Source organism: Nonomuraea terrae (assembly GCF_004348995.1).
Lineage (GTDB): Bacteria > Actinomycetota > Actinomycetes > Streptosporangiales > Streptosporangiaceae > Nonomuraea > Nonomuraea terrae.
On sequence record NZ_SMKQ01000010.1, the window covers coordinates 1 to 19337 of the forward strand.

Consider the following 19337-nt stretch of genomic DNA (forward strand, 5'->3'; position numbering starts at 1 on the left):
CTGCGAAGGCGGCGAGGAGCCGACCCCGAGCCCCACGCCCACGCCCACGCCCACGTGCGACACCCCGGCCACGCACACCATCGCGCAGGTGCAGGGCGCCGGCGACAACAGCCCGGTCGCCGGCCAGGACGTCCGCGTCGAGGGCGTCGTCACCGGCGACTTCCAGGCGAACGGCCAGCTCAGCGGCTTCTACCTGCAAAGCGCCGCACCGGACGGCGACCCGGCGACCTCCGAGGGCCTGTTCGTGTTCTCGTCCGCGCCGGTGAAGACCGGTGACCGGGTGCTCGTCTCCGGCAAGGCGATCGAGTTCAACGGCCTGACCGAGATCTCGCCCGCCACCGCGGTCGACGTCTGCGGCTCCGGCTCTGTCAGGCCGACCGTGCTGGACCTGCCGCTCGACAGGGGCGTCACGTTCGAGCGTTACGAGAACATGCTGGTCACGTTCAAGGACGACCTGGCCGCCTCGGAGATCTACAACCTCGGCCGGTTCGGCGAGATCCTGCTCGCCGAGGGCGGCCGGCTGTGGCAGCCGACCGACCGCGAGGGCGTCGACGCCGAGAAGGACTCGCGGCGCTCGATCCTGCTCGACGACGGCTCCGGCGTGCAGAACCCGGCGCGGCTGCCGTACCACTCCGAAGGGTCGGAGACCGTGCGGCTCGGCGACGAGGTCGAGGACCTGACCGGCGTGCTGACCTACGGCTTCGACGTCTACCGCGTCGAGCCCACCCGGCCGGTCGTCTTCGAGGCGGAGAACCCGCGCCCGGCCGCGCCCCGCAAGGTCGGCGGCGACGTGCGGGTGGCGAGCCTCAACACGCTCAACTGGTTCACCACGCTCGACTCGCGCGGCGCGACCACGGCCGCGGAGCGCGACCGCCAGCTCGCCAAGCTCGTCTCCACCATCCTCGCGCTCGACCCGGACGCCGCCGGCCTGATGGAGGTCGAGCGCAACGCCGACGTGGCGCTGAACGCCCTGGTCGAGGCGTTGAACGCCAAGGCCGGCGCGGGCACGTACAAGGGGATCACCCACCCGAACCCGGGCACCGACGCCATCCAGACCGCGCTGATCTACAAGCCGGCCAAGCTCACCCCGGTCGGCGCGGCGCGCTCGTCGTCCGACCCGATCTTCAACCGGCCGCCGCTGGTGCAGACGTTCCGCAAGGCGGACAGGAAGGGCGGCCAGAGCTTCACCATCCTGGTCAACCACTTCAAGTCGAAGGGCTGCACCGACGCCGACGGCCCCGCCACCGGCGCCGACGCCGACCAGGGCGACGGCCAGAGCTGCTACAACGCCAAGCGCGTCAAGCAGGCCGAGGCGGTGCTCGACCTGATCGACAACCTCAGGCTGAAGAACGCGCTCGTCGTCGGCGACATCAACGCCTACGGCGAGGAGGATCCGATCCACGCCTTCGAGCGCGGCGGGCTGACCAGCCTCAGCAAGGAGTTCGTCCCGGCGAAGGACCGCTACAGCTACGTCTTCGAGGGCCTGTCGGGCGAGCTGGACCACGTCCTGGCCGACAGGAAGCTGGCCAAGCGGGTGACCGGCGCGACGATCTGGCACATCAACGCCGACGAGGGCCGGTTCATGGACTACAACACCGAGTTCAACCCGCCGTACCTGTACGGGCCCGGCCCCTACCGTTCCTCCGACCACGACCCGCTGCTGATCGGGCTCGACCTCTGAAGGAGCCGCTGAAGGAGCCCGCGGGCCATGGTGACCGTCATGGCCCGCGGCCGCCGCTCAGCGGGCCAGCCGCCCGAGCAGCGCCGAGGCCGCCGTGATGCCCAGTGCCGCGGCCACGACCAGGACCGCGAAGTCCAGCGGCAGGTTGGCGGGGGTGCCGAGCAGCAGCCCGCGCAGCGCGTCCACCTCGTAGCTGAGCGGGTTGATCGCGCTGATGACCCGCAGCCAGTCCGGCATGGACGCGGTCGGGTAGAGCGCGTTGGAGGCGAAGAACAGCGGCATGGTGATGGCCTGCCCGATGCCCATCAGCCGGTCGCGGGTGCGGGCGATCCCGGCGATCGTCACCGACAGGCAGGCGAAGAACGCCGAGCCGAGCACCACCACCACGATCATGCCGAGCAGGCGCAGCGGGTTCCAGCTCAGGGTCACGCCCAGCAGCGCGGCGATGACCAGCACGACCATGGCCTGCACGATCGCCTTCACCCCGGCGGCGAACGCCTTGCCGGCCACCAGCGCGGCCCTCGGGGTCGGCGTGACCAGGAGCTTGGTCAGCACACCCGAGTCGCGTTCCCAGATGATGTGGATGCCGTAGAAGATGGCGATGAACATCGTCGACTGGGCGATGATCCCGGGCGCCAGATAGTCCCGGTACGGGATGCCGCCCGTCGGGATCACGTTGATGCGGTTGAACGTCTCCCCGAAGATCACCAGCCACAGGGCGGGCTGGATCGCGCGGGTGTACAGCTCGGTGCGGTCGTGACGGAGCTTCTGCAGCTCCACCACGCACATCGCGGCGACCCTGGCCGGGACGAGCCGCCAGGCCGGCCGGGAGCGCGGCGGGGTGAGCAGCAGCCCTCGGCCCTCAGCCGACGCGGGAGGCGGTGCGGCGGGTGCGGCGGACATCGCGGAACTCCCCTCCTTCGTCGAGGCCGCTGCCGGCGACGTCGCGGAAGACGTCCTCCAGCGTCGGGGACGAGCCGTCGCCACGGCGGTCGCGCAGCTCGTCGGTGAGCTGCCCCGGCGTGCCGAGCGCGCGCACCTGCCCCTTGTGCATGAGCGCGACCCGGTCGCAGTACTGGTCGGCCTCGTCCATGTAGTGCGTGGTGACCAGGACGGTCATCCCGCTGGCGGCGCGCACCGCCATGATCTGCTCCCACACGCCGGTGCGGGCGATGGGGTCGAGCCCGATCGTCGGCTCGTCCAGGATCAGCAGGCGCGGCGAGCTGACCAGCGCCTGAGCCAGCTCCAGCCGGCGGATCATGCCACCGGAGTACGTGCCGGCCATGCGGTCGGCGGCCTCGGCCAGCCCGACCGCCTCCAGCGCCTCGGCGACGCGGGGGGCGCGCTCCTTGCGCGGTACGTCGAAGACGCGTGCGAACAGCGCGACGTTCTCGCGGCCGGTCAGGTTGCCGTCCGCCGACAGCTGCTGGGGCACGTAGCCGAGCAGGCGGCGCACCGCCATCCGGTTGGCGGCCACGTCATGCCCGAAGACCCGGACCATGCCGGCCGGGACGGGCAGCAGCGTGGTCACGCAGCGGATCGCGGTGGTCTTGCCGGCGCCGTTGGGCCCCAGCAGGCCGAACACCTCGCCGGACGCGACCGTCAGGTCGAGCCCGTCGACGGCCTTGGAGCCGCCGAACGCGTAGGTCAGCCCGGTGCACGTGACCGCGTCCGCCGTCGGCGGCGTGTCGTCCGTCACGCTGAAGTCACCTCCTCCTGCAGGCCGTCGGCGAGCCTGCGCAGTGCCGGGAGCGCGGCCACCAGCGCCGCGCGGTCGTCTTCGCCGAGCCGGTCCACGAGCTCGCGGAAAACCGCCGTACGCCGCTCGCGCCAGGCCAGCAGCCGCGCCTCGCCCTCCGGCGTGGGCAGCAGCCGGGCCGAGCGGCGATCGTCGCTGCGCGTCTCGCGGCGCAGCAGCCCGGCGTCGGTGAGCTGGTTGACCAGCGTGGAGACCGAGTTGCCGGCCAGGTAGAGCTCCTTGGCCGCGGCCGAGACGCTGACCCCGGGGTTGTCGGCGACCAGCCGCAGCAGCTCCACCTGGGCGCCGCGCAACCGCGGCCCGGCCAGCTCCTGACGCAGCCTGCGCCGGATCAGCCGGTTGATCCCGGCCATGACGCCGGCCAGGGCGTCGGGCAGATCCGCCATGTTCATGCCAAAATATTAGCTCTGCTTACGACATATCCGGAAGGCACTCCCGACGACGGCCACGATTCCGCAGCTCACGCGGGCCGAGGAGGTGGACGTACGAACCCTCCCGATCCGGTGGCCGCTCGGCGCCGGATCCATCATCATGACAATCCGCGATCACCCGATCGCCTACCGTCGCCGACAAGGAGCCGCCGCAGTGACGCCTGAGCCGACTACCGAGGTGGAGAGCGGGCCCGTCGAGGTGGACCGCGGTCACGAGGAGTGGCGCATCGCCGCCTGTCTGCGCGACGAGCGCGGCGAGGAACACCGGGTGATGCTCACCTTCCTCGCTCACCGCGCCGCCCACGCGTGCTGCTGGTCGGTGAGCGTCCCCGGTCGTGCGGCTTATCGGGCACGGACGTGGAGCGACGGCGGCGCGGTGGAGCTGGTTCGCCTCGACGCCGCCACGGGGTGGGACCCCCACGTCGGCGAGGCGATCAGGGAGGCGTGCTCCGGCCGGCGGCCGATCGCCCCGGACCTGCCGCTGCCCGGCCGGGCGGCCGTGGCGGCGGATCGGCTGGAGCTCGACTTCGGCGGCGTCGCCGAGCTGTCCGCGCCGGCCGAGGGCGGTCACCACGTCGTCGTGCGCGGCGACGACGAGACCTGGGAGCTGCGGCTGCGCGCGCTCAAGCCGGCCGTGCGGGGCGCGGGCCCGGACGTGGAGCTGGTGCCCCGGCTGGCGGCGGAGGCCACGTGGCGCCGGCCCGGGCAGGCGTCCGTGCCGATGACCGGCCTGGCCCTGTACCAGCGCGCCGCCGATGCGGCCGACGACCGCCGGACGTGGATCGCCCTGCACCTGGACAACGGCTGGGACGTGGTGGCCGCGCGAACCCCCCGGCGGCCCGCCTCCGTGGTGCTGGTCGCGCCGGACGGCTCCCGTCACGAGGCCCCCGCTCACCTGGAGCCGGGCGAGCGCTGGACGTCGGCCCGGACCCTGAACGCGTATCCGACCGTCTGGCGGATCGAGGCCCCCGGCCTGTCGCTCCGGGTCGCCGCCTGCTTCCCCGAGCAGGAACGGCAGACCGTCTTCCGGCTGGGCGCCGTCCTGGAGGCCGCCGCGTCCGCCGAGGGCGAGCTGCACGGCGAGCCCGTACGCGGCGACGGCCGGCTGGAGGTCCTCCCGGTCAACCGGATCACCGACTTCGAAGACCACATGGAACGCCTGCGTGAGCTCACCCACGCCGAGGTCGTACGCCTGTATCCCGACGCGCCCGACCCAGCGGCGATCACCGCGCTGGCCGGGCTCGCCCCCGCCTCCGGCTGGCCCGTCGAGGTCGTCACCGAGCCGCTGCACCGCGCGCTGGTGGCGCCGGTCCGGCACCTGGCCGACGCCATGGGCAAGGGCTGGCGCAGCTACGCCGCGGTCGCCGCGATGGAGATGCAGGGCGTCAGCAGCGAGCCGTACCGTGCGCTGCTGGCGCTCGCCGAGCTGATGCACACGGCCAGCCTCATGGTCGACGACGTGGAGGACAACGCGCCGGTGCGCCGCGGGCGGCCCGCCGTGCACCTGGTGTTCGGCCAGGCCACCGCCATCAACACCGGGACGCACGCGTACCTCGTCTTCGACCAGGTCGTACGCCACCTGCTGCCGGACGATCCGGACCGGCGGCTCCGCCTCTACCAGGCCTACCTCGACGGCATGCGCCGCAACCACGCCGGCCAGGCGCTCGACATCCTCGGCCACCACGACGCCATGGACGCCGCCGTCGCCACGGGAGACGCGGCCACCGTGCTGGAGCGGGTGCGGACCACACACCGCCTCAAGACCGGCGGAATGGTACGCGGCGTCGGCGAGTTCGGCGCGATCCTCGCCGGCGCCGAAGGCGAGCTGCTGGAGCGGATCAGCGCGTACTTCGAGGCCGTGGGGTTGGCGTACCAGATCACCGACGACGTCGCGGACCTGCGCGCCGTGCTGGCCGTTCCGGGCGATCCGGGCTCCCGCGTGGCCAGGCTGCCCGGCGAGGACATCAGGGAGGGCAAGGTCACCTATCCCCTGGCCCTGGCGGTCGCCCGGCTGCCCCGGCCCCGCCTGCGGGAGATCTGGGGGATCGTCCGCGCGGGGAACGCCGATCCCGCCGCCGCGGTGGCGGTCGCCGGAGCCCTGGACGGCTGCGGCGCCGTCGCGGCCGCCCTGGAGGACGCCCGCCGCGCCGTGGACGAGGCCTGGGCACCCCTCCAGGCGCTCCTGCCCGGCAACCACCACACCGTCATGATCCGCGCGCTCGGCCTCTACGCCGCCCGGCGTCACCTGGACGAGTGACCGGCGGCCGGCAGGAGGCGGGCGAGCGAGGCGGGCAGCCACCAGTTGCGGGCGCCGAGGATCCGCATCAGCGCGGGGACGAGCGCCAGCCGGATGACGGTCGCGTCGAGGACGATCGCGACGGCGACGGTGAGCCCGAGCTGCACCAGGTGGTGGCGGTCGGCGGTGAGCAGCGCGGCGAAGGTGACGACCATGACGGCGGCGGCCACGGTGATGGGGCGGGCGGTGTGGCGCAGGCCGTGGACGACGGCGGCCTCGTTGTCGCCGTGGGCGTGGTAGTGCTCGGCGATGCGGTGGATGAGGAAGATCTCGTAGTCGATCGACAGGCCGAACACCAGCGTGAACGCCAGCAGCGGGATCAGCGTGTTGACCTCGTCGCCGACCAGGTGCGGCAGGTGGCGGGTGGCCAGGGTGAGCAGGCCGAACGCGGCGGTGACGGCCAGCGCGTTCATCAGGACGGCCTTGAGCGGCAGCAGGACGCTGCGGAAGGTCACCAGGAGGAAGAGCAGCGAGCAGCCCAGCACCAGCGGGATCACCGTGCCGAGCTGAACGGTGGTCTCCTCCATGAGGTCGGAGAAGATCACGTTGGGCCCCGTCACGTGAGCCCGCTGGCCGGGCGGCAGCGACGCGGGGACGAACTGCCGGGTGATCTGCCGGGCCAGCTCCGTGGTGGCCTGCTCGTCGATGTGCGTACGGATGAGGACGAGCACGACGGTCGTGTCGCGGCCGTTGTCGGAGGGCAGGACGAGCGCCACCCCGGGATCCCGCTGGAGGGCCATGACGAGGGCGGCGGTGTCGACCGGCGGCGTGCCCGCCGGATGCGGCAGCACGACGGCCAGCGCCGAGGAGACCCGGTCGGCCTCCATGTGTGCGAGGCCCCGCCCGAAGTCGGTCTCCGCGATCGAGGGCCGGTCCAGGTCGAAGCCCAGCCGCAGCCCCGTCACCGGCGCCGCCGCCCCGAGCAGCACCCCCGCACAGACCAGCGTGTACGCGACCGGGTGCCGCATGAGATGCCGCGCCCACCGCCCCCACCCGTCCTCCGAACCGTGCCCGTCCACCGCGTCGAGGTCGGCGCGGCCGTCCAGCATGCCGGGACCGCCCGCCGCGGCAGGGTGGTCGCGGCCGCCCGGTCCGCCGGCGCCGACCGTCGCATCGGAGTGCTTGCGGCGGTGCAGTCCTCCCGGACCGGCCACCGCGGCGAGGCGGTGGCGGCGATGCAGCCCACCCGAGCGAGTCGTCGCGGCGGGGCGGTGGCGGCGCAACAGACCGCCGGAGCCGGTCGTCGCGACTGAGCGGTGGCGACGGTGCAGCCAGCGGTCGGCGGCCACGACGGCGGCGGGGAGCAGCGTCACGGCCACCGCCGCGGCGATCACCGCTGCCAGGCTCACCCCCGCCGCCATGGTGCGGATCAGCGGGGTGCGCACCACCATCAGCGCCGCCGCCGTCAGCGCGACGCCGAGCGCGCACCAGCCCGCGGTGCGTCCCGCCGTGCTCACGGCGAGGGCGGCGGCCTCGGGCCGATCGTGGCCCGCGGCCCTGGACTGGCGGTAGCGCAGGAGGATCAGCAGCGCGTAATCGAGGCCGAGCCCCAGCCCGACGGTGGCCGCCACGGCCAGCATGAACGTGTTGACGCCCGCACCGAGCGCGCTCGCCGCCGCCAGCGCGCCGAGGGCGGTGACCGGGACCGTGCCGGCGACCAGGAGCACCGTCACGGCGGCGCCGGCCGACCGCAGCCCGGCCAGCAGCGCCAGCAGGGCCAGGGGGACGGCGAACAGCTCGGCGCGTCGCAGGTCGGCCAGGTCGGTGCGCTTGACCTCGGCCACCATGGCGCTCTCCCCCACCAGGTGGACGCGTACGCGCCCGCCGGACGCCCGGCTCGCGGCGTCACCGGCGGCGCGCAGCAGCACGGGCGCCGCCTCCTGACGTGCCCGGGGGTCGCCGTTCACGCCCACGGTCGCGTACGCGCGCCGCCGGTCCTGGCCCGGCACAGGTGGCAGCAGGTCGACACCGCCCACCATCGGCTGGGCCGCCACCGCCCGCGCGGCGTCGCTCATGGCGCGCTGGTACGGCTCGTCGGCGTCGGAGAGCGTGGTGGAGGCGAAGACCATCATCATCTGCTCGGCGCCCAGCCGGGGGAAGCCCCGCTCCAGCATCCGCGCCCCCGCGGTGGAGTCGGACCCCTCGACCCGGACGTCGGGCGCGGTGGCCCGCTCGACCAGACCCGGGACCAGGACGAAGGACCCTGCCACGAGCACCAGCCACGCCGCGAGGACCGCGCGGTGACGGCGCGCCGCCGCGTGGCCGAGCCGCCACCAGACGGACGGGCGGCGCGGCCCTCCGGGCAGGACGGGCGGGGACCCGCCGGCGGACGCGCGTGAGGACACCGCCATGGTGGCCGCCTCCTGGTGACTGTCGGGGAAAGCGTGTTACAAAGAGTAGTCAATGAATGACTGCATGTAACACAAGGAGGCTTCATGATCCACCAGCTGCGTCTCGGCCGGGCCCGCAGGATCGCCATCGCCGTCGTGGCCGCCGGTTGCGCGGCGCCGCTCCTGGCGGCCACGGGCTCGGCCCGGACGGCGACACCCGCGGCGGCCCAGACCAGGTCGGCGGCGGCCGCCGCCCCCACCGACGTGCTGACCTGCTCCGTGCGCACGGCCCCCAACAATCCCGTCGCCTTCACGCCGCCCCTGCGCGACGCCACGCCGCAGCTCACCAAGGGCAAGGGGGTCATCCTCCTGGAGAACTGCTCCTCGCCCAACGGCAAGGCGCCCAACATCGCCTCCGGCCGGATGGAGCTGAGCGGTCAGGCCACCGCCAGCTGCCGCAGCCTCGCCGACCTGCGCGCCAGCGGCACCGTCACCTGGCGCGACGCCCAGGGCAAGGTCCTGTCCACCTCCACGCTCGCCGCCGAGCACAAGGGCAGCGCCACGCTCGCCGACAGCCTGCTCAAGGGCACGGTCACCGCCGGCCGGTTCAACGGCCAGAGCTTCAGCGGCACCGCCACCATGACCTCCGACCTGCGCGACTGCACGACTCCCGCCGGCTTCACCACGCTGACCGGCTCGGGCAAGCTCACCTTCGCCTGAGCGGCCCACGAGGGGTGCGGGCATGGCCGCACCCCTCGTGCGGGAGCCCCCGGCGTTGAGTCAATTTCGCTTTACGCTACGTTTGTGCCGCTTTGGGGGGAATGGCGGCGGGGGAAACGGAGGCGGCCATGGTGCTGCTCCTGGCGATGGTGAGCGGTCTGGCCTGGACCGTGGTCTATGTGCAGTGCATCCGGGTGGGCCTGCGCGAGCGCACGTACGCGATGCCGCTGGCCGCGTTGGCGCTCAACTTCGCCTGGGAGTCCATGTACGGGGTGCACGGGCTCGTCGCCGGTGCCGACCCGCAGACGGTCGTCAACCTCGTCTGGGCGCTGCTGGACGTCGGCATCATCGTCACGTTCTGCCGCTTCGGCCGGGCCGAGTTCCCGGGGCTGGGCCGCGGGATGTTCGCCGGCCTGGCCGTGCTGACCTTCGCCGCCTCCTACGTCGTGCAGTGGCTGTTCGTCGCCGAGTTCGGCTGGCAGGACGCGGCGGTGTACGCCGCGTTCCTGCAGAACCTGCTCATGTCCGCGCTGTTCATCGCGATGTTCTGGGCGCGGCCCGGGACACGCGGCCAGTCCCCGCTGATCGCCGTGGCGAAGTGGATCGGCACGCTGGCGCCCACACTCCTGTTCGGGGTGGTCTTCGGCTCGTCGTTCGCCCTCGGCCTCGGCCTGCTCTGCACCGTCCTCGACCTGCTCTATGCCGGCCTGCTCCGGCACGCCCGTTCGACGAGCCGGCGCCTTCAGAGCGGGATGTCGTAGAGCCTCCGTGTGGCGTCGAGGTACTGCTCGTCCATGAGCCGTCCCGAGACGCGGCCCGCCAGGACCAGCCAGTTCTCCAGCCACAGCCCGAGGCTGCCCGTGGCGGTGGCCGAGACTCCGGCGGTGAACACGTCGGCCAGATTCCGGCCGCTCGGCACGAGGCCGTCGGCGTACTCGTGGAAGGGCCAGCCGGGGTCGGCGATGCGGACCGGGCTGTGCTGCCCGGCCGTGACGCCGTCCGAGTAGTACAGATCGTGTACGCCCAGGCCGCCGGCGTCCCACACCACCTGCACGAATCTGCGGCCGCCCAGCAGGTCGGTGCGCAGGCGCGGCCCCGCGATGGTGATGGCGTGCGTCCAGCCGGGGGCGTGCGCGCCGAGCCAGACGGCCTCCCTGAACGCGAACGGCTCGTACTCCCGCATCGCCTCGCCGAGCCCGCAGGCGACGGCCCGCTCCGGGTCGGCGCCCAGGAGGCGGGCGATCTCGTCGTGGTCGTCGCCCTCGATCCAGGTGCCGGCGAACATCTCGCCGAACCCGCGCACTTCCAGCAGGGCCCACTGGCCGGTCATGAGGCCACCCGGCACAGGGTGCGCCGTTCGGCGAGCCAGGCGCGGTCGACGAAGCGGCCGGTGAGCCGGCCGACGGCGACCAGGTGGGGGTCGAGGTCGCTCTCGTCCCCCTGGTCGTCGTTGAGGTACAGGTCGTCGAGCCCCTCCTCACCGTAGACGCCCGGCACGCCGTAGAACTCGTCCAGCTCACGCGCGTAGCAGAAGTCGAAGACCCGCCGGTCCAGCGCGCCGAAGTCGGCCCCGTCCCAGGAGAGCGCCAGCGCGAACGTCCAGCCGGGCGCGTGCGGGCCCACCCACAGGATGGGCGTGGGTGAGCCCACGCCCATCCAGCGCAGCGCGGTGGCCAGGTCGCACTCGAGCGTCGTGGTGGCGTCGACGCGGAGCTCGGCGGCGATCGCGTCGCGGTCGTCGCCCTCGATCCACGCGGCCTGGAAGTCGTTCCGCAGGCCTGCGGCGGTCAGCAGCTCCCACTGACTCTCTTCGGGTAACAAAGGCATTGATCGGATATATCAGGATTCAGTCGTCGGTGTAGCCGTACGGGGGTGTGATGAGTCTGCCTTCGGCGAAGCGGTTCGGGGTGAAGGCGGAGACGTCCACTGTCTGCGGCTCGCCCAGGGCCATCTCGGCGAGGGCGCGGCCGACCGCCGGGCAGATCTTGAAGCCCATGCCGGAGAAGCCCGCCGCGACGATCAGGCCGTCGATACCGGCGACCGGGCCCAGCAGCGGCCGCGCGTCGGGCGACATGTCGTAGATGCCGGTCACACCGCGGGCGATGCCGGCCTCGGCGAGCGCCGGGACCCGGTGCGCGGCCCGCTCGACCATCGCCATCACGCTCGGCTCGCCGGGGTTCTGGGGGAAGTCGTCGGGGTCGATCCCGTCGCGCGGGCCGACGAACTCGCCCAGCAGCAGACCGCCGCCCTCAGGGCGGAAATAGGTGCCGGTGACCGAGTCGATGCACGCCGTACGGGCGAGCGGTCCGTCCGGACCGTCCCGCATGACGACGACCTCGTGGTACTCGGCCTCGATCGGCAGGTCCACGCCCAGCGCGGCGACCAGCGGCCTGGTCCACACCCCGGTCGCCAGGATGACGAGGTCGGCCGTCAGCTCGCCCTCGTCCGTGAGCACGCCGCGCACCCGGCCCCCGTCGTGGAGCAGGCCGCGGACGGGCGTGTTGGGCCGGTAGGCGACGCCCAGCTCCCGCGCCCGCGACAGGAAGTCGCCCGCCACGACGGCGCCGTCGCCGTAACCGGCGCGCGGCTCGTAGGCGGCGGCCACCACGTCGCCGGCATGCCACCCGGGCTCCAGCTCCCGCAGGTCGTCGGCCGTGATGACCTCGGCCTCCGCGCCGCACGCCCGCTGCATCTCGACGTTCTTGCGCAGCAGGTCGGCCTCGCCGGGGCTCACGATCCGCACGAATTCGCACGCGCGGAAGACCGGGGGCCGCCCGACCCGCTCCGGCCAGTCGCGGAAGTAGGCGAGGCTGTCGACCGCCAGTCGCACTTCCGGCTCGAACGTGTAGTGCATCCGGACGAGCGCGGACGAGCGGCTGCTCATCCCCTCGCCGGCGCGGCGCGCGTCCACGACGGTGACGGAACGCGCGCCCCGTTCGGCGAGATGGAACGCGGTGGACGCTCCCATGACGCCGGCGCCGACGATGATGACCTCGGGCACTGCTGACGACCTCCAATGACCAGAAAAAGGATTACGCGAGGACCTTGGACAGGAACGCCCTGGTGCGCTCCTCCTTCGGGTCCACCAGGCATTCGGCGGGCGGACCGGACTCGATGATCACGCCGCCGTCGAGCATGGCGACGTTGTCGGCGACCTCCTTGGCGAACCCGATCTCGTGGGTGGCCACGATCATGGTCATGCCGCGCGTGGCCAGGTCCTTCATGACGTCGAGCACCTCGCCCACCAGCTCGGGGTCGAGTGCCGAGGTCGGCTCGTCGAACAACATCAGGTGCGGCTTCATCGCCAGGGCACGCGCGATGGCCACCCGCTGCTGCTGGCCTCCGGACAGCTGCCCCGGGTAGGCGTCGAGCTTGTCGCGCAGGCCGACCCTGGTCAGCAGCTGCTCGGCCTCCGCCTCGGCCTGCTCGCGGGACAGGCCGAGCACGCGCCGCGGGCCGAGCATGACGTTCTCGATGGCGGTCATGTGCGGGAACAGGTTGAAGCGCTGGAACACCATGCCGATGCGCACCCGCTGCCGGCACAGCTCGCGCTCGGTCAGCTCGTGCAGCCGGCCGTCGTGCTCGCGCAGCCCGACGCGCGCGCCGTCCACCTCCAGCACGCCGGAGTCGATCCGCTCCAGGGCGTTGACGCAGCGCAGCAGGGTCGACTTGCCGCTGCCGGACGGCCCGAGCAGGACGAGCGTCTGCCGCGGGTGGACGGCGATGTCGACGCCCTTGAGCACGTCGGTGGCGCCGAACCACTTCCACACCTGCTCGGCCCGCACCATCGGCTCGCCGTCGGGGCGGGCGGGCTCCGGCATGTCCTCGGCGGGCGCCGCGACCGACCTGGCCTTCGCCCGGTTCGCCGCCCGGCGGGCCATGCGCCGCTCCGCGGCGGCGGTGTGCCGGCTGCCGAATCCACGGCCGAAGTACCGTTCGACGTAGTGCTGGCCGACCGTCAGAAAGGAGGTCAGCAGCAGGTACCACAACGACGCCACGACAAGCAGCGGCATGATCTTGAAGTTCTGCTGGTAGATCTGCTGGACGCTGGTCATCAGGTCCAGCCCGGAGATGACCGACACCAGCGAGGTCATCTTGAGCATCGAGATGACCTCGTTGCCGAGCATCGGGATCAGCACCCGCATGGCCTGCGGCAGGATGACGAACCTCATGCGCTTGCCCGAGGGCATGCCGAGCGACTGGGCCGCCTCGCGCTGCCCCGAGTCGACCGAGATGATCGCCGCGCGTACGAGCTCGGCGCAGTAGGCCGCCTCGTTCGTGGCCAGCGCCAGCACGGCCGCGGTCGCCGCCCCGATGACCGCGCTCGTGGGCACGGATCCGAAGACGACGCCGGTCAGCGGGATCCCGAGGAAGAGGTTCGGGTAGAGCGCGCCCAGGAACCCCCAGAAGATGATCTGGACCAGCAGCGGCGTGCCGCGGAAGAACCAGATGTAGCCCCAGGCGACCGCCGACAGCACCGGGTTGGCCGACAGCCGCATCAGCGCGAGCAGCACGCCGCCGACGAGGCCGGCGACCATCGCGATGACGGTCAGCTCGATCGTGACGGCGAGGCCGTGCATGATCGAGGGCGCGAACAGGTACTGCCGGATCGTCGCCAGGTCGAGGTTGGGGTTGTGCCACAACGACCAGCCGAGCGCGAACAGCAGGTACGCGACCAGTGCCGCCGCGACCCAGCGGCCGTACCGGCGGACCGGCACCACGGCGAGGCGGTCCGGCCGCGCGCGGGTGCGGGGGGAGGTGGTGTCGGCGGGTGCCACGGAGCTCACAGCGCCTTTCTTCTCTCGCGGCCGTCAGCGGCCCTACTCGGTCCCCTGGTTGATCTCGGCCTTGGTCAGCGCGATGTCCTCGACGCCGTACTTGGCGAGGATCTTCAGGTACGTCCCTTCGTCCATCAGCGCCTGCAGGGCCTGCTGCAGCGCCGTCCTGAGCTCGCCGTCGGACTTCGCGACGCCGATGCCCTCGATGCCGCCGCCGAACTGCTCGGTGACCGACGGCGCGTTGACCAGCTCGAACGCGTTTCCGTTGTCGAAGGTCTTGGCCGCGTACGCGGCGGCTGAGGTGGCCTGCACGCGCGCGACCGCCTTGCCGCTCTTGATCGACAGGAACGCCTCGCTGTCACCGGGGAAGCGCAGCACCGTGACGCCGGGCTTGCCCTCGGACTCGAAGCGCTTGCTCAGCTTGTCGAGCGAGGCCTCCTCCGAGGTGGAGCTCTGCACCGCGACGGTCTTGCCGGACAGGTCGGCGACGTCCTTCAGGCCCTCGGGGTTGCCCTTGGCGACGAGCATCGAGTAGCCGTCCTCGGCGTAGTCGACGAAGTCCAGCGACTGCCGCCGCTTGGGGGTGTCGAAGAGCCCCGCCATGACGATGTCGGCCTTGCCCGCCTGGATCGCGGGGATCATGCCGTCGAAGGACATGTGGTCGAACGAGGCGCGTACGCCGAGCTTGGCGCCCAGTGCCTGGGAGAGGTCGTAGTCGATGCCGGTGGGCTGCTGCCCGCCGGCGGTCGTGTACATCTCCCACGGCGGATACGGGATGTTCGTCGCCACCCGGATCACGCCGGCCGACTTGATCCGCTCCGGCAGCAGGTCGTGCAGGGCGCTGTCGGCCGCCACAGAGGGCTCGGCCGCCGCGGTGCTGCTCGCCTGTCCGGCGGCGGAGGCGGTGGTGGTCGTCGGCGGTTCGGAGGTCAGGGCGCACGCGCCGAGCGAGAGGATCGCGATCACAGTTGTCAGGAACGGTGCCGCCTTCATGCAGGTGCTCCTTGCTCACTAGGCACCGGGATCAGGCAGGACGCCAGGTCCCGTACGAGGACGGAGCTGTCGTCGGCGGAGGCCACGTTCGCCAGGGCATCCAGCAGCCGTGGGATCGACGAGGACTCCAGGTGGCCGGAGGCCAGCCAGGTGAACTTGTCGTGCATCTCCTCGCGGGTCCACCCGGGCTCCGGGTAGAGGACGTGGTCGACGCGGCCCGACGACAGGACGGTGCCGTCGGTGAGCGTGACGGTGACCACGGCGGAGTCGCTGCCCTCCGGGTCGTTGACCTCCGAGAGGTAGTAGCGGCGGGTCATCTCCTCCGACACCGCGACCTCGATGCGCTCGCACAGCGCGACGATCTCGGCCGAGCCGAGGCGGGAGTCGGCCACCTGCTCGGGCCCGACGCGGCCGTCGACCAGCATCGCGGCCACCGGCCAGGCCAGGTTGAACTGCGCCTCCTCGGTCGTCGTGGGAAGGCGGGTGCCCAGGCGGGCGGCGTCGGGGTAGGTCTCGATGACGACGCGGTCGATGTCCGCGGCGGGCAGCGGGTGCCGGGTGCGCAACTCCTCGATCGCGAGCAGCGCCGGGTGCGTCCAGGCGCAGCTGGAGAACCGCTTCCAGGTGATGCCGTGCGGCAGGTAGTAGTCACGTCCGAGGTCCTCGACGAACGGGCGGAACTGCTCGGAGTCGACGCCGGGCATGATCCCGGTGAACCCGCGCCGCGCCAGGTCGGCGGAGAGCAGGCCGGTCAGCGCGCCGAACCCGACGCCGTGCTTGACCATGCCCGGTGTGTCGATGGCGCGCATCATCGGCAGGTCGGGCGAGTCGTACTCCGCGATGCCGAGCGCGTGGCGGGTGGTCGCCTCGTCGAGCCCGTGGACGTGGCAGGCCATCGCGGCGCAGGCCACGGCGCCCCATGACCCGCAGGCCCGGTAGGTGCGCTCCGCGGAGTGGATCGTGCTCTGCTCGTGGTTGACGCAGCGGCCGGCACGGAAGGCGACCTCGTACCCGACCACGATCGCGGTGATCAGCTCGCGGCCGGTGAGGCGCCGTTCCTCGGCGAGGGCGAGCGCGGTGGGGATGACCTGGGCGCCGGGGTGGCCCCAGGTGTAGATGCCGCAGTCGTCGATGTCCACGGCGTTCGCCGCGACCGCGTTGGCGAACGCGGCGCCCGGGGCGGCGAGCCGGTCGCCGGTGACGATCGACGTCGCCGGGCCGGACGGCCACCAGGCGTGCGCGAGGTCGGCGGCGGCGCGGGCGGATCTGGCCGTCCGGCCGGCGAGCATGGCGGCGAGCGTGTCGGTCAGGCACATGACGGCCCGCTCGATCACCTCGGCGGGCAACTGGTCCCACGTGAGGCGGGTGATGAACTCCGCCGCCGGGGAGCCGCCGCTCAGCCAGGCCGTCCCGGCATCACTGTCCGTGCGCACGGGCGCCCTCTCCCCGGTGAGAACGGCGAAACAGGTTCGTCATTTATTTCACCGATGTTTCTAGAGGTATATCTTTGATGCGGAGAACAATCCCATTCGCCAAGATGTCCTGTCAAGGAATGATTTACCTTGCATTTACCGAGAGTCGGAGACGTGAACATACCTGCAGAAGCAAGTAAGGGCCGACCGGCTCAGGACGCCGGCCGCGAAGAGGCCGCACTGGCGCTGTTCTGGACCGTCGTCCACGCCCCTGACGGCGCCACCTCGTTCTGTCGCAGGTGCGCGGCGCAGCGTACGTTCCACCGGATCTCGCGGCGGCGGGCGTACGCGTGCGACAGCTGCGGCGCGCACGTCTACCCGGCCTCGGCCACGCCCTTCGCGGGCTCGCCGGTGCCGCTCGCGGCCTGGCTGGACGCCGTCGTGACCGTCATGGAATCACCCGGCAAGGCCCGGCCGAAGCAGGTGGCCAGGGCGCTCGGCGTCGACTACCGGCGCGCCTGGCGGATGACACGGCGCATCGACGAGATCGTCCAGGCCGGGGGCGACGACGCGGAGATGCTGCGCCGGCTCGCCGGCCGCTGGACGGACCAGGGCCACAGCCGCGCCGAGCGCACCCCCGACCCGGGCAGCCCGGAGGACCGCATCCGCATCGCGGCCTGCCGCATCATGGCCGAGCGCGGCATCGAGGCGACGCGCATCTCCGACATCGCCCGCGAGGCGGGCGTCTCGAACGCGAGCATCCACTATTACTTCAGGAGCAAGGACGAGGCGCTGCTGGCGGCGTTCCGCTGGGCGGGCGACCAGCTGCACGCGACCCTGCAGCACCTGCGCGACGAACGCCTGGGCACCGTCGAACGGGTCCGCCGCCTGCTGGAGCTGAGCATCCCGAGCGACCAGGGCACCTTCGAGGAGTACCTGCTGTGGCTGGAGGTGTGGGGGCGGGTCAGGCGCCATCCCGCCTTTCTCGACGAGTGCGTCCGCATGTCGAGACGCTGGGCGGACGCGGTGCTGGAGGTGTTCGGCCGCGGCGTCGAGGACGGGACGCTCACGCCGGTCGCCCCGCTGCCCGAGGTGTGCGAGCGGTACGTCGCCATCTCCGAGAGCCTGGCCCTGCGCACCACCCTCGGCTACAGCGACATGTCGGCGCCGACGGCCCGCCGCGTGCTCGCCCGCTTCACCGCCGAGCAACTCGGCGTGCCGGTCCGCCGGCTTTTCCCCGACCGTACTTGGCTCAACGGTCATTCGCCGGACGGCGAATGACACGGCGATTGACAGCGATTCTCGGACGTGGCGACAATCCCTGATCGCCGCCAGCGGAAGGAAACCCCATGCCCGTTCCCGCCGACACCGTCGTCCTCGACGCCTCCGTGCTCACCATGGATCCCGCACGCCCGCACGCGGCGGCGCTGGCCATGAACGACGGCGTGATCAGCCACGTCGGCGGCCGGGACGAGATCGTCCAGCGTATCGGCCCGGACACCGAGGTCATCGAGGCAGGCGGGCGGATCGCCGCTCCCGGATTCGTCGACATCCACACGCACACCGATCTCGACCTTTTCCGGGATCCGGAATACCTGCTTTTCAAGAACTATTTGATGCAGGGGATCACGACCGTTCTCGCGGGCAATTGCGGAATGGCGCAGAGGGAGCCCGGAGATCTCCTTTCCCGGCTGGATCAGCGGCCTCCCGCGGTGAATTTCGGCACCCTCGTGGGCCACGGGTTCGTCCGCACCTCCTGCGGAATTCCGGCCGATCAGGAAATCCTCTCCGGCGAGCAGGTCGAGGCCATGAAGGGCGTGATCGGCAAGGCGATGGCCGACGGCGCGTTCGGCATGTCGACGGGGCTCGAATACATTCCGGGGCTCTCGTCCCGTACCGAGGAGCTGATCGCGTGCGCCACGGTCGTGGCGGAGCACGGCGGCTTCTACGCCAGCCACATGCGCAGCGAGGGCGACCACCTGCTCGCCGCGGTCGAGGAGGCGATCAGGATCGGCCGCGACTCGGGCGCGCGGGTCCAGCTCTCCCACCTCAAGTCGGACGGCGCCTGCAACTGGTGGAAGACCGAGGCGGTGATCAGCGCGATCGAGGCGGCGCGGGCCGACGGCATCGACGTGGCCGGCGACCAGTACCCGTACCCCTACTTCGGGTGGAACCCGTCCATCTTCATCCCCGGCGAGCACCTCGCGGCGGGCAAGGCGACCTTGATCGGCACGTACCTGCGCGACCCCGACCGCCGCGGGCGGATGAAGGCCGGGATCGTCGACCGGATCACCCGCTACCACGGCGGCGACGGCGACCTGGTGGTGGTGTTCGACTGGACCGACGGCCAGGGACGCAACTGGCGCGGTATGTCGCTGGCGGAGATCCTCACCGAGCGCGGCGCCGCCCCGACCCCCGAGGCGGTGGCGGAACTGATCCTGGAGATGCTGCCCGACGAAAGCGACGACGCCGTCATGGGCACGGACGTGAGCAGCAGCGACGACGCCGTCCGCCGCTACCTGTCCCTGCCGTACGTCGCGGTCTGCACCGACGGGTTCAACCAGCCGTGGCTGGCCCCGTGCCACCCGCGCAGCTACGGCGCCTTCCCGAAGGTCCTCGGCGAGTACGTACGGGAGAAGCGCGCCCTGCCCCTGGAGGACGCCCTGCGTAAGATGACCTCCGTGCCCGCGGCCCTGATCGGCCTGCCCGACCGCGGGATCCTGCGGCCGGGCATGCGCGCCGACGTCGTCGTGTTCGACGAGGGGACCGTCGGCGAGCACGCGACGTTCGACGCGCCCGCCGCGCCCGGCGGCATCGAGGTCGTGCTCGTCAACGGGGTGGTGGCCGTCGACCGCCGCACGGCGGACGGCGACGGCTTCCGGCTCGCCGCCGGGACGGACGGCCCCGGCATGGTGCTGCGGCGACCCTGACGGGCGG

16 protein-coding genes and 1 pseudogene are annotated in these 19337 nt (G+C 72.2%); 6 read left to right on the forward strand and 11 right to left on the reverse strand.

Annotation, left to right across the window (positions count from 1 at the left end; translation table 11 throughout):
• The coding region (locus tag E1286_RS05995; protein ID WP_132609519.1) for an ExeM/NucH family extracellular endonuclease at window positions 1–1681 on the forward strand (1681 nt) is incomplete at its 5' end.
• A 57-nt stretch (window positions 1682–1738) separates the two neighbouring features.
• Here E1286_RS05995 and E1286_RS06000 read toward each other — a convergent pair.
• Genes E1286_RS06000 through E1286_RS06010 form a run of 3 tightly spaced genes read right to left on the reverse strand, consistent with a single transcriptional unit; the run spans window position 1739 to window position 3832 of the window.
• Window positions 1739–2584, reverse strand: a complete 846-nt coding sequence (locus E1286_RS06000) for an ABC transporter permease (RefSeq protein WP_132609521.1) — start codon at window positions 2582–2584, stop codon at window positions 1739–1741.
• The gene (locus E1286_RS06005) at window positions 2544–3380 is read right to left on the reverse strand and encodes an ABC transporter ATP-binding protein (protein ID WP_132609523.1); all 837 of its coding nucleotides are present in this window, start codon (window positions 3378–3380) and stop codon (window positions 2544–2546) included. The genes E1286_RS06000 and E1286_RS06005 overlap by 41 nt, the downstream gene beginning before the upstream one ends.
• The gene (locus E1286_RS06010; RefSeq protein ID WP_132609525.1) at window positions 3377–3832 is read right to left on the reverse strand and encodes a MarR family winged helix-turn-helix transcriptional regulator; all 456 of its coding nucleotides are present in this window, start codon (window positions 3830–3832) and stop codon (window positions 3377–3379) included. The genes E1286_RS06005 and E1286_RS06010 overlap by 4 nt, the downstream gene beginning before the upstream one ends.
• Window positions 3833–4025: 193 nt before the next feature.
• Here E1286_RS06010 and E1286_RS06015 point away from each other — a divergent pair, with 193 nt between their 5' ends.
• Window positions 4026–6128 carry a polyprenyl synthetase family protein gene (locus E1286_RS06015; protein ID WP_165969602.1) on the forward strand — a complete coding sequence of 701 codons (2103 nt, stop codon included), beginning with the start codon at window positions 4026–4028 and terminating at the stop codon, window positions 6126–6128.
• Here the strand turns inward: E1286_RS06015 and E1286_RS06020 are convergent.
• Complete coding sequence (locus tag E1286_RS06020; protein WP_132609529.1) at window positions 6113–8518, reverse strand: MMPL family transporter; 2406 nt, start codon at window positions 8516–8518, stop codon at window positions 6113–6115. The genes E1286_RS06015 and E1286_RS06020 overlap by 16 nt on opposite strands.
• A gap of 84 nt (window positions 8519–8602) precedes the next feature.
• Between E1286_RS06020 and E1286_RS06025 the strand changes: the two genes are divergently transcribed.
• Complete coding sequence (locus tag E1286_RS06025) at window positions 8603–9217, forward strand: hypothetical protein (protein WP_132609531.1); 615 nt, start codon at window positions 8603–8605, stop codon at window positions 9215–9217.
• A 128-nt stretch (window positions 9218–9345) separates the two neighbouring features.
• Window positions 9346–9978, forward strand: a complete 633-nt coding sequence (locus tag E1286_RS06030) for a transmembrane-type terpene cyclase (RefSeq protein ID WP_132609533.1) — start codon at window positions 9346–9348, stop codon at window positions 9976–9978.
• On the opposite strand, the gene E1286_RS06035 is transcribed toward E1286_RS06030, so the two are convergent.
• The 7 genes and pseudogenes from E1286_RS06035 to E1286_RS06060 form a co-directional block, all read right to left on the reverse strand.
• The gene (locus E1286_RS06035) at window positions 9960–10547 is read right to left on the reverse strand and encodes a hypothetical protein (RefSeq protein ID WP_132609535.1); all 588 of its coding nucleotides are present in this window, start codon (window positions 10545–10547) and stop codon (window positions 9960–9962) included. The two genes, E1286_RS06030 and E1286_RS06035, sit on opposite strands and share 19 nt — an antisense overlap.
• On the reverse strand, window positions 10544–11044 hold the full coding sequence (locus E1286_RS06040) for a hypothetical protein (RefSeq protein WP_132609537.1): 501 nt from the start codon (window positions 11042–11044) through the stop codon (window positions 10544–10546). The genes E1286_RS06035 and E1286_RS06040 overlap by 4 nt, the downstream gene beginning before the upstream one ends.
• Window positions 11045–11063: 19 nt before the next feature.
• A complete protein-coding gene (locus E1286_RS06045; RefSeq protein ID WP_132609539.1) occupies window positions 11064–12218 on the reverse strand; it encodes an NAD(P)/FAD-dependent oxidoreductase in 1155 nt (384 codons plus the stop codon).
• A 31-nt stretch (window positions 12219–12249) separates the two neighbouring features.
• Window positions 12250–13038, reverse strand: coding sequence for an amino acid ABC transporter ATP-binding protein (locus E1286_RS49040; protein WP_342776159.1), 789 nt, complete (start codon window positions 13036–13038; stop codon window positions 12250–12252).
• A gap of 171 nt (window positions 13039–13209) precedes the next feature.
• Window positions 13210–13797, reverse strand: a pseudogene (locus tag E1286_RS49930) (amino acid ABC transporter permease); the annotation flags it as partial.
• 240 nt (window positions 13798–14037) lie between these two features.
• Window positions 14038–14988 carry an ABC transporter substrate-binding protein gene (locus E1286_RS06055; RefSeq protein ID WP_132609543.1) on the reverse strand — a complete coding sequence of 317 codons (951 nt, stop codon included), beginning with the start codon at window positions 14986–14988 and terminating at the stop codon, window positions 14038–14040.
• A complete protein-coding gene (locus E1286_RS06060) occupies window positions 14985–16421 on the reverse strand; it encodes an MmgE/PrpD family protein (RefSeq protein WP_132609545.1) in 1437 nt (478 codons plus the stop codon). Before E1286_RS06060 ends, E1286_RS06055 begins: the two co-directional genes overlap by 4 nt.
• A gap of 153 nt (window positions 16422–16574) precedes the next feature.
• Here E1286_RS06060 and E1286_RS06065 point away from each other — a divergent pair, with 153 nt between their 5' ends.
• Window positions 16575–17681, forward strand: coding sequence for a TetR/AcrR family transcriptional regulator (locus tag E1286_RS06065; RefSeq protein WP_132609547.1), 1107 nt, complete (start codon window positions 16575–16577; stop codon window positions 17679–17681).
• Window positions 17682–17749: 68 nt separating this feature from the next.
• Complete coding sequence (locus E1286_RS06070) at window positions 17750–19330, forward strand: N-acyl-D-amino-acid deacylase family protein (protein ID WP_132609549.1); 1581 nt, start codon at window positions 17750–17752, stop codon at window positions 19328–19330.
• The last annotated feature ends 7 nt before the right edge of the window (window positions 19331–19337 follow it).

Bases quoted from the DNA above. Each gene is read 5' to 3' on its own strand.
- E1286_RS06000 (WP_132609521.1), bottom strand. From the start codon at position 2,584: ATGTCCGCCGCACCCGCCGCACCGCCTCCCGCGTCGGCTGAGGGCCGA.
- E1286_RS06010 (WP_132609525.1), bottom strand. From the start codon at position 3,832: ATGAACATGGCGGATCTGCCCGACGCCCTGGCCGGCGTCATGGCCGGG.
- E1286_RS06020 (WP_132609529.1), bottom strand. From the start codon at position 8,518: ATGGCGGTGTCCTCACGCGCGTCCGCCGGCGGGTCCCCGCCCGTCCTG.
- E1286_RS06025 (WP_132609531.1), top strand. From the start codon at position 8,603: ATGATCCACCAGCTGCGTCTCGGCCGGGCCCGCAGGATCGCCATCGCC.
- E1286_RS06030 (WP_132609533.1), top strand. From the start codon at position 9,346: ATGGTGCTGCTCCTGGCGATGGTGAGCGGTCTGGCCTGGACCGTGGTC.
- E1286_RS06035 (WP_132609535.1), bottom strand. From the start codon at position 10,547: ATGACCGGCCAGTGGGCCCTGCTGGAAGTGCGCGGGTTCGGCGAGATG.
- E1286_RS06040 (WP_132609537.1), bottom strand. From the start codon at position 11,044: ATGCCTTTGTTACCCGAAGAGAGTCAGTGGGAGCTGCTGACCGCCGCA.
- E1286_RS49040 (WP_342776159.1), bottom strand. From the start codon at position 13,038: ATGCCGGAGCCCGCCCGCCCCGACGGCGAGCCGATGGTGCGGGCCGAG.
- E1286_RS06055 (WP_132609543.1), bottom strand. From the start codon at position 14,988: ATGAAGGCGGCACCGTTCCTGACAACTGTGATCGCGATCCTCTCGCTC.
- E1286_RS06070 (WP_132609549.1), top strand. From the start codon at position 17,750: ATGCCCGTTCCCGCCGACACCGTCGTCCTCGACGCCTCCGTGCTCACC.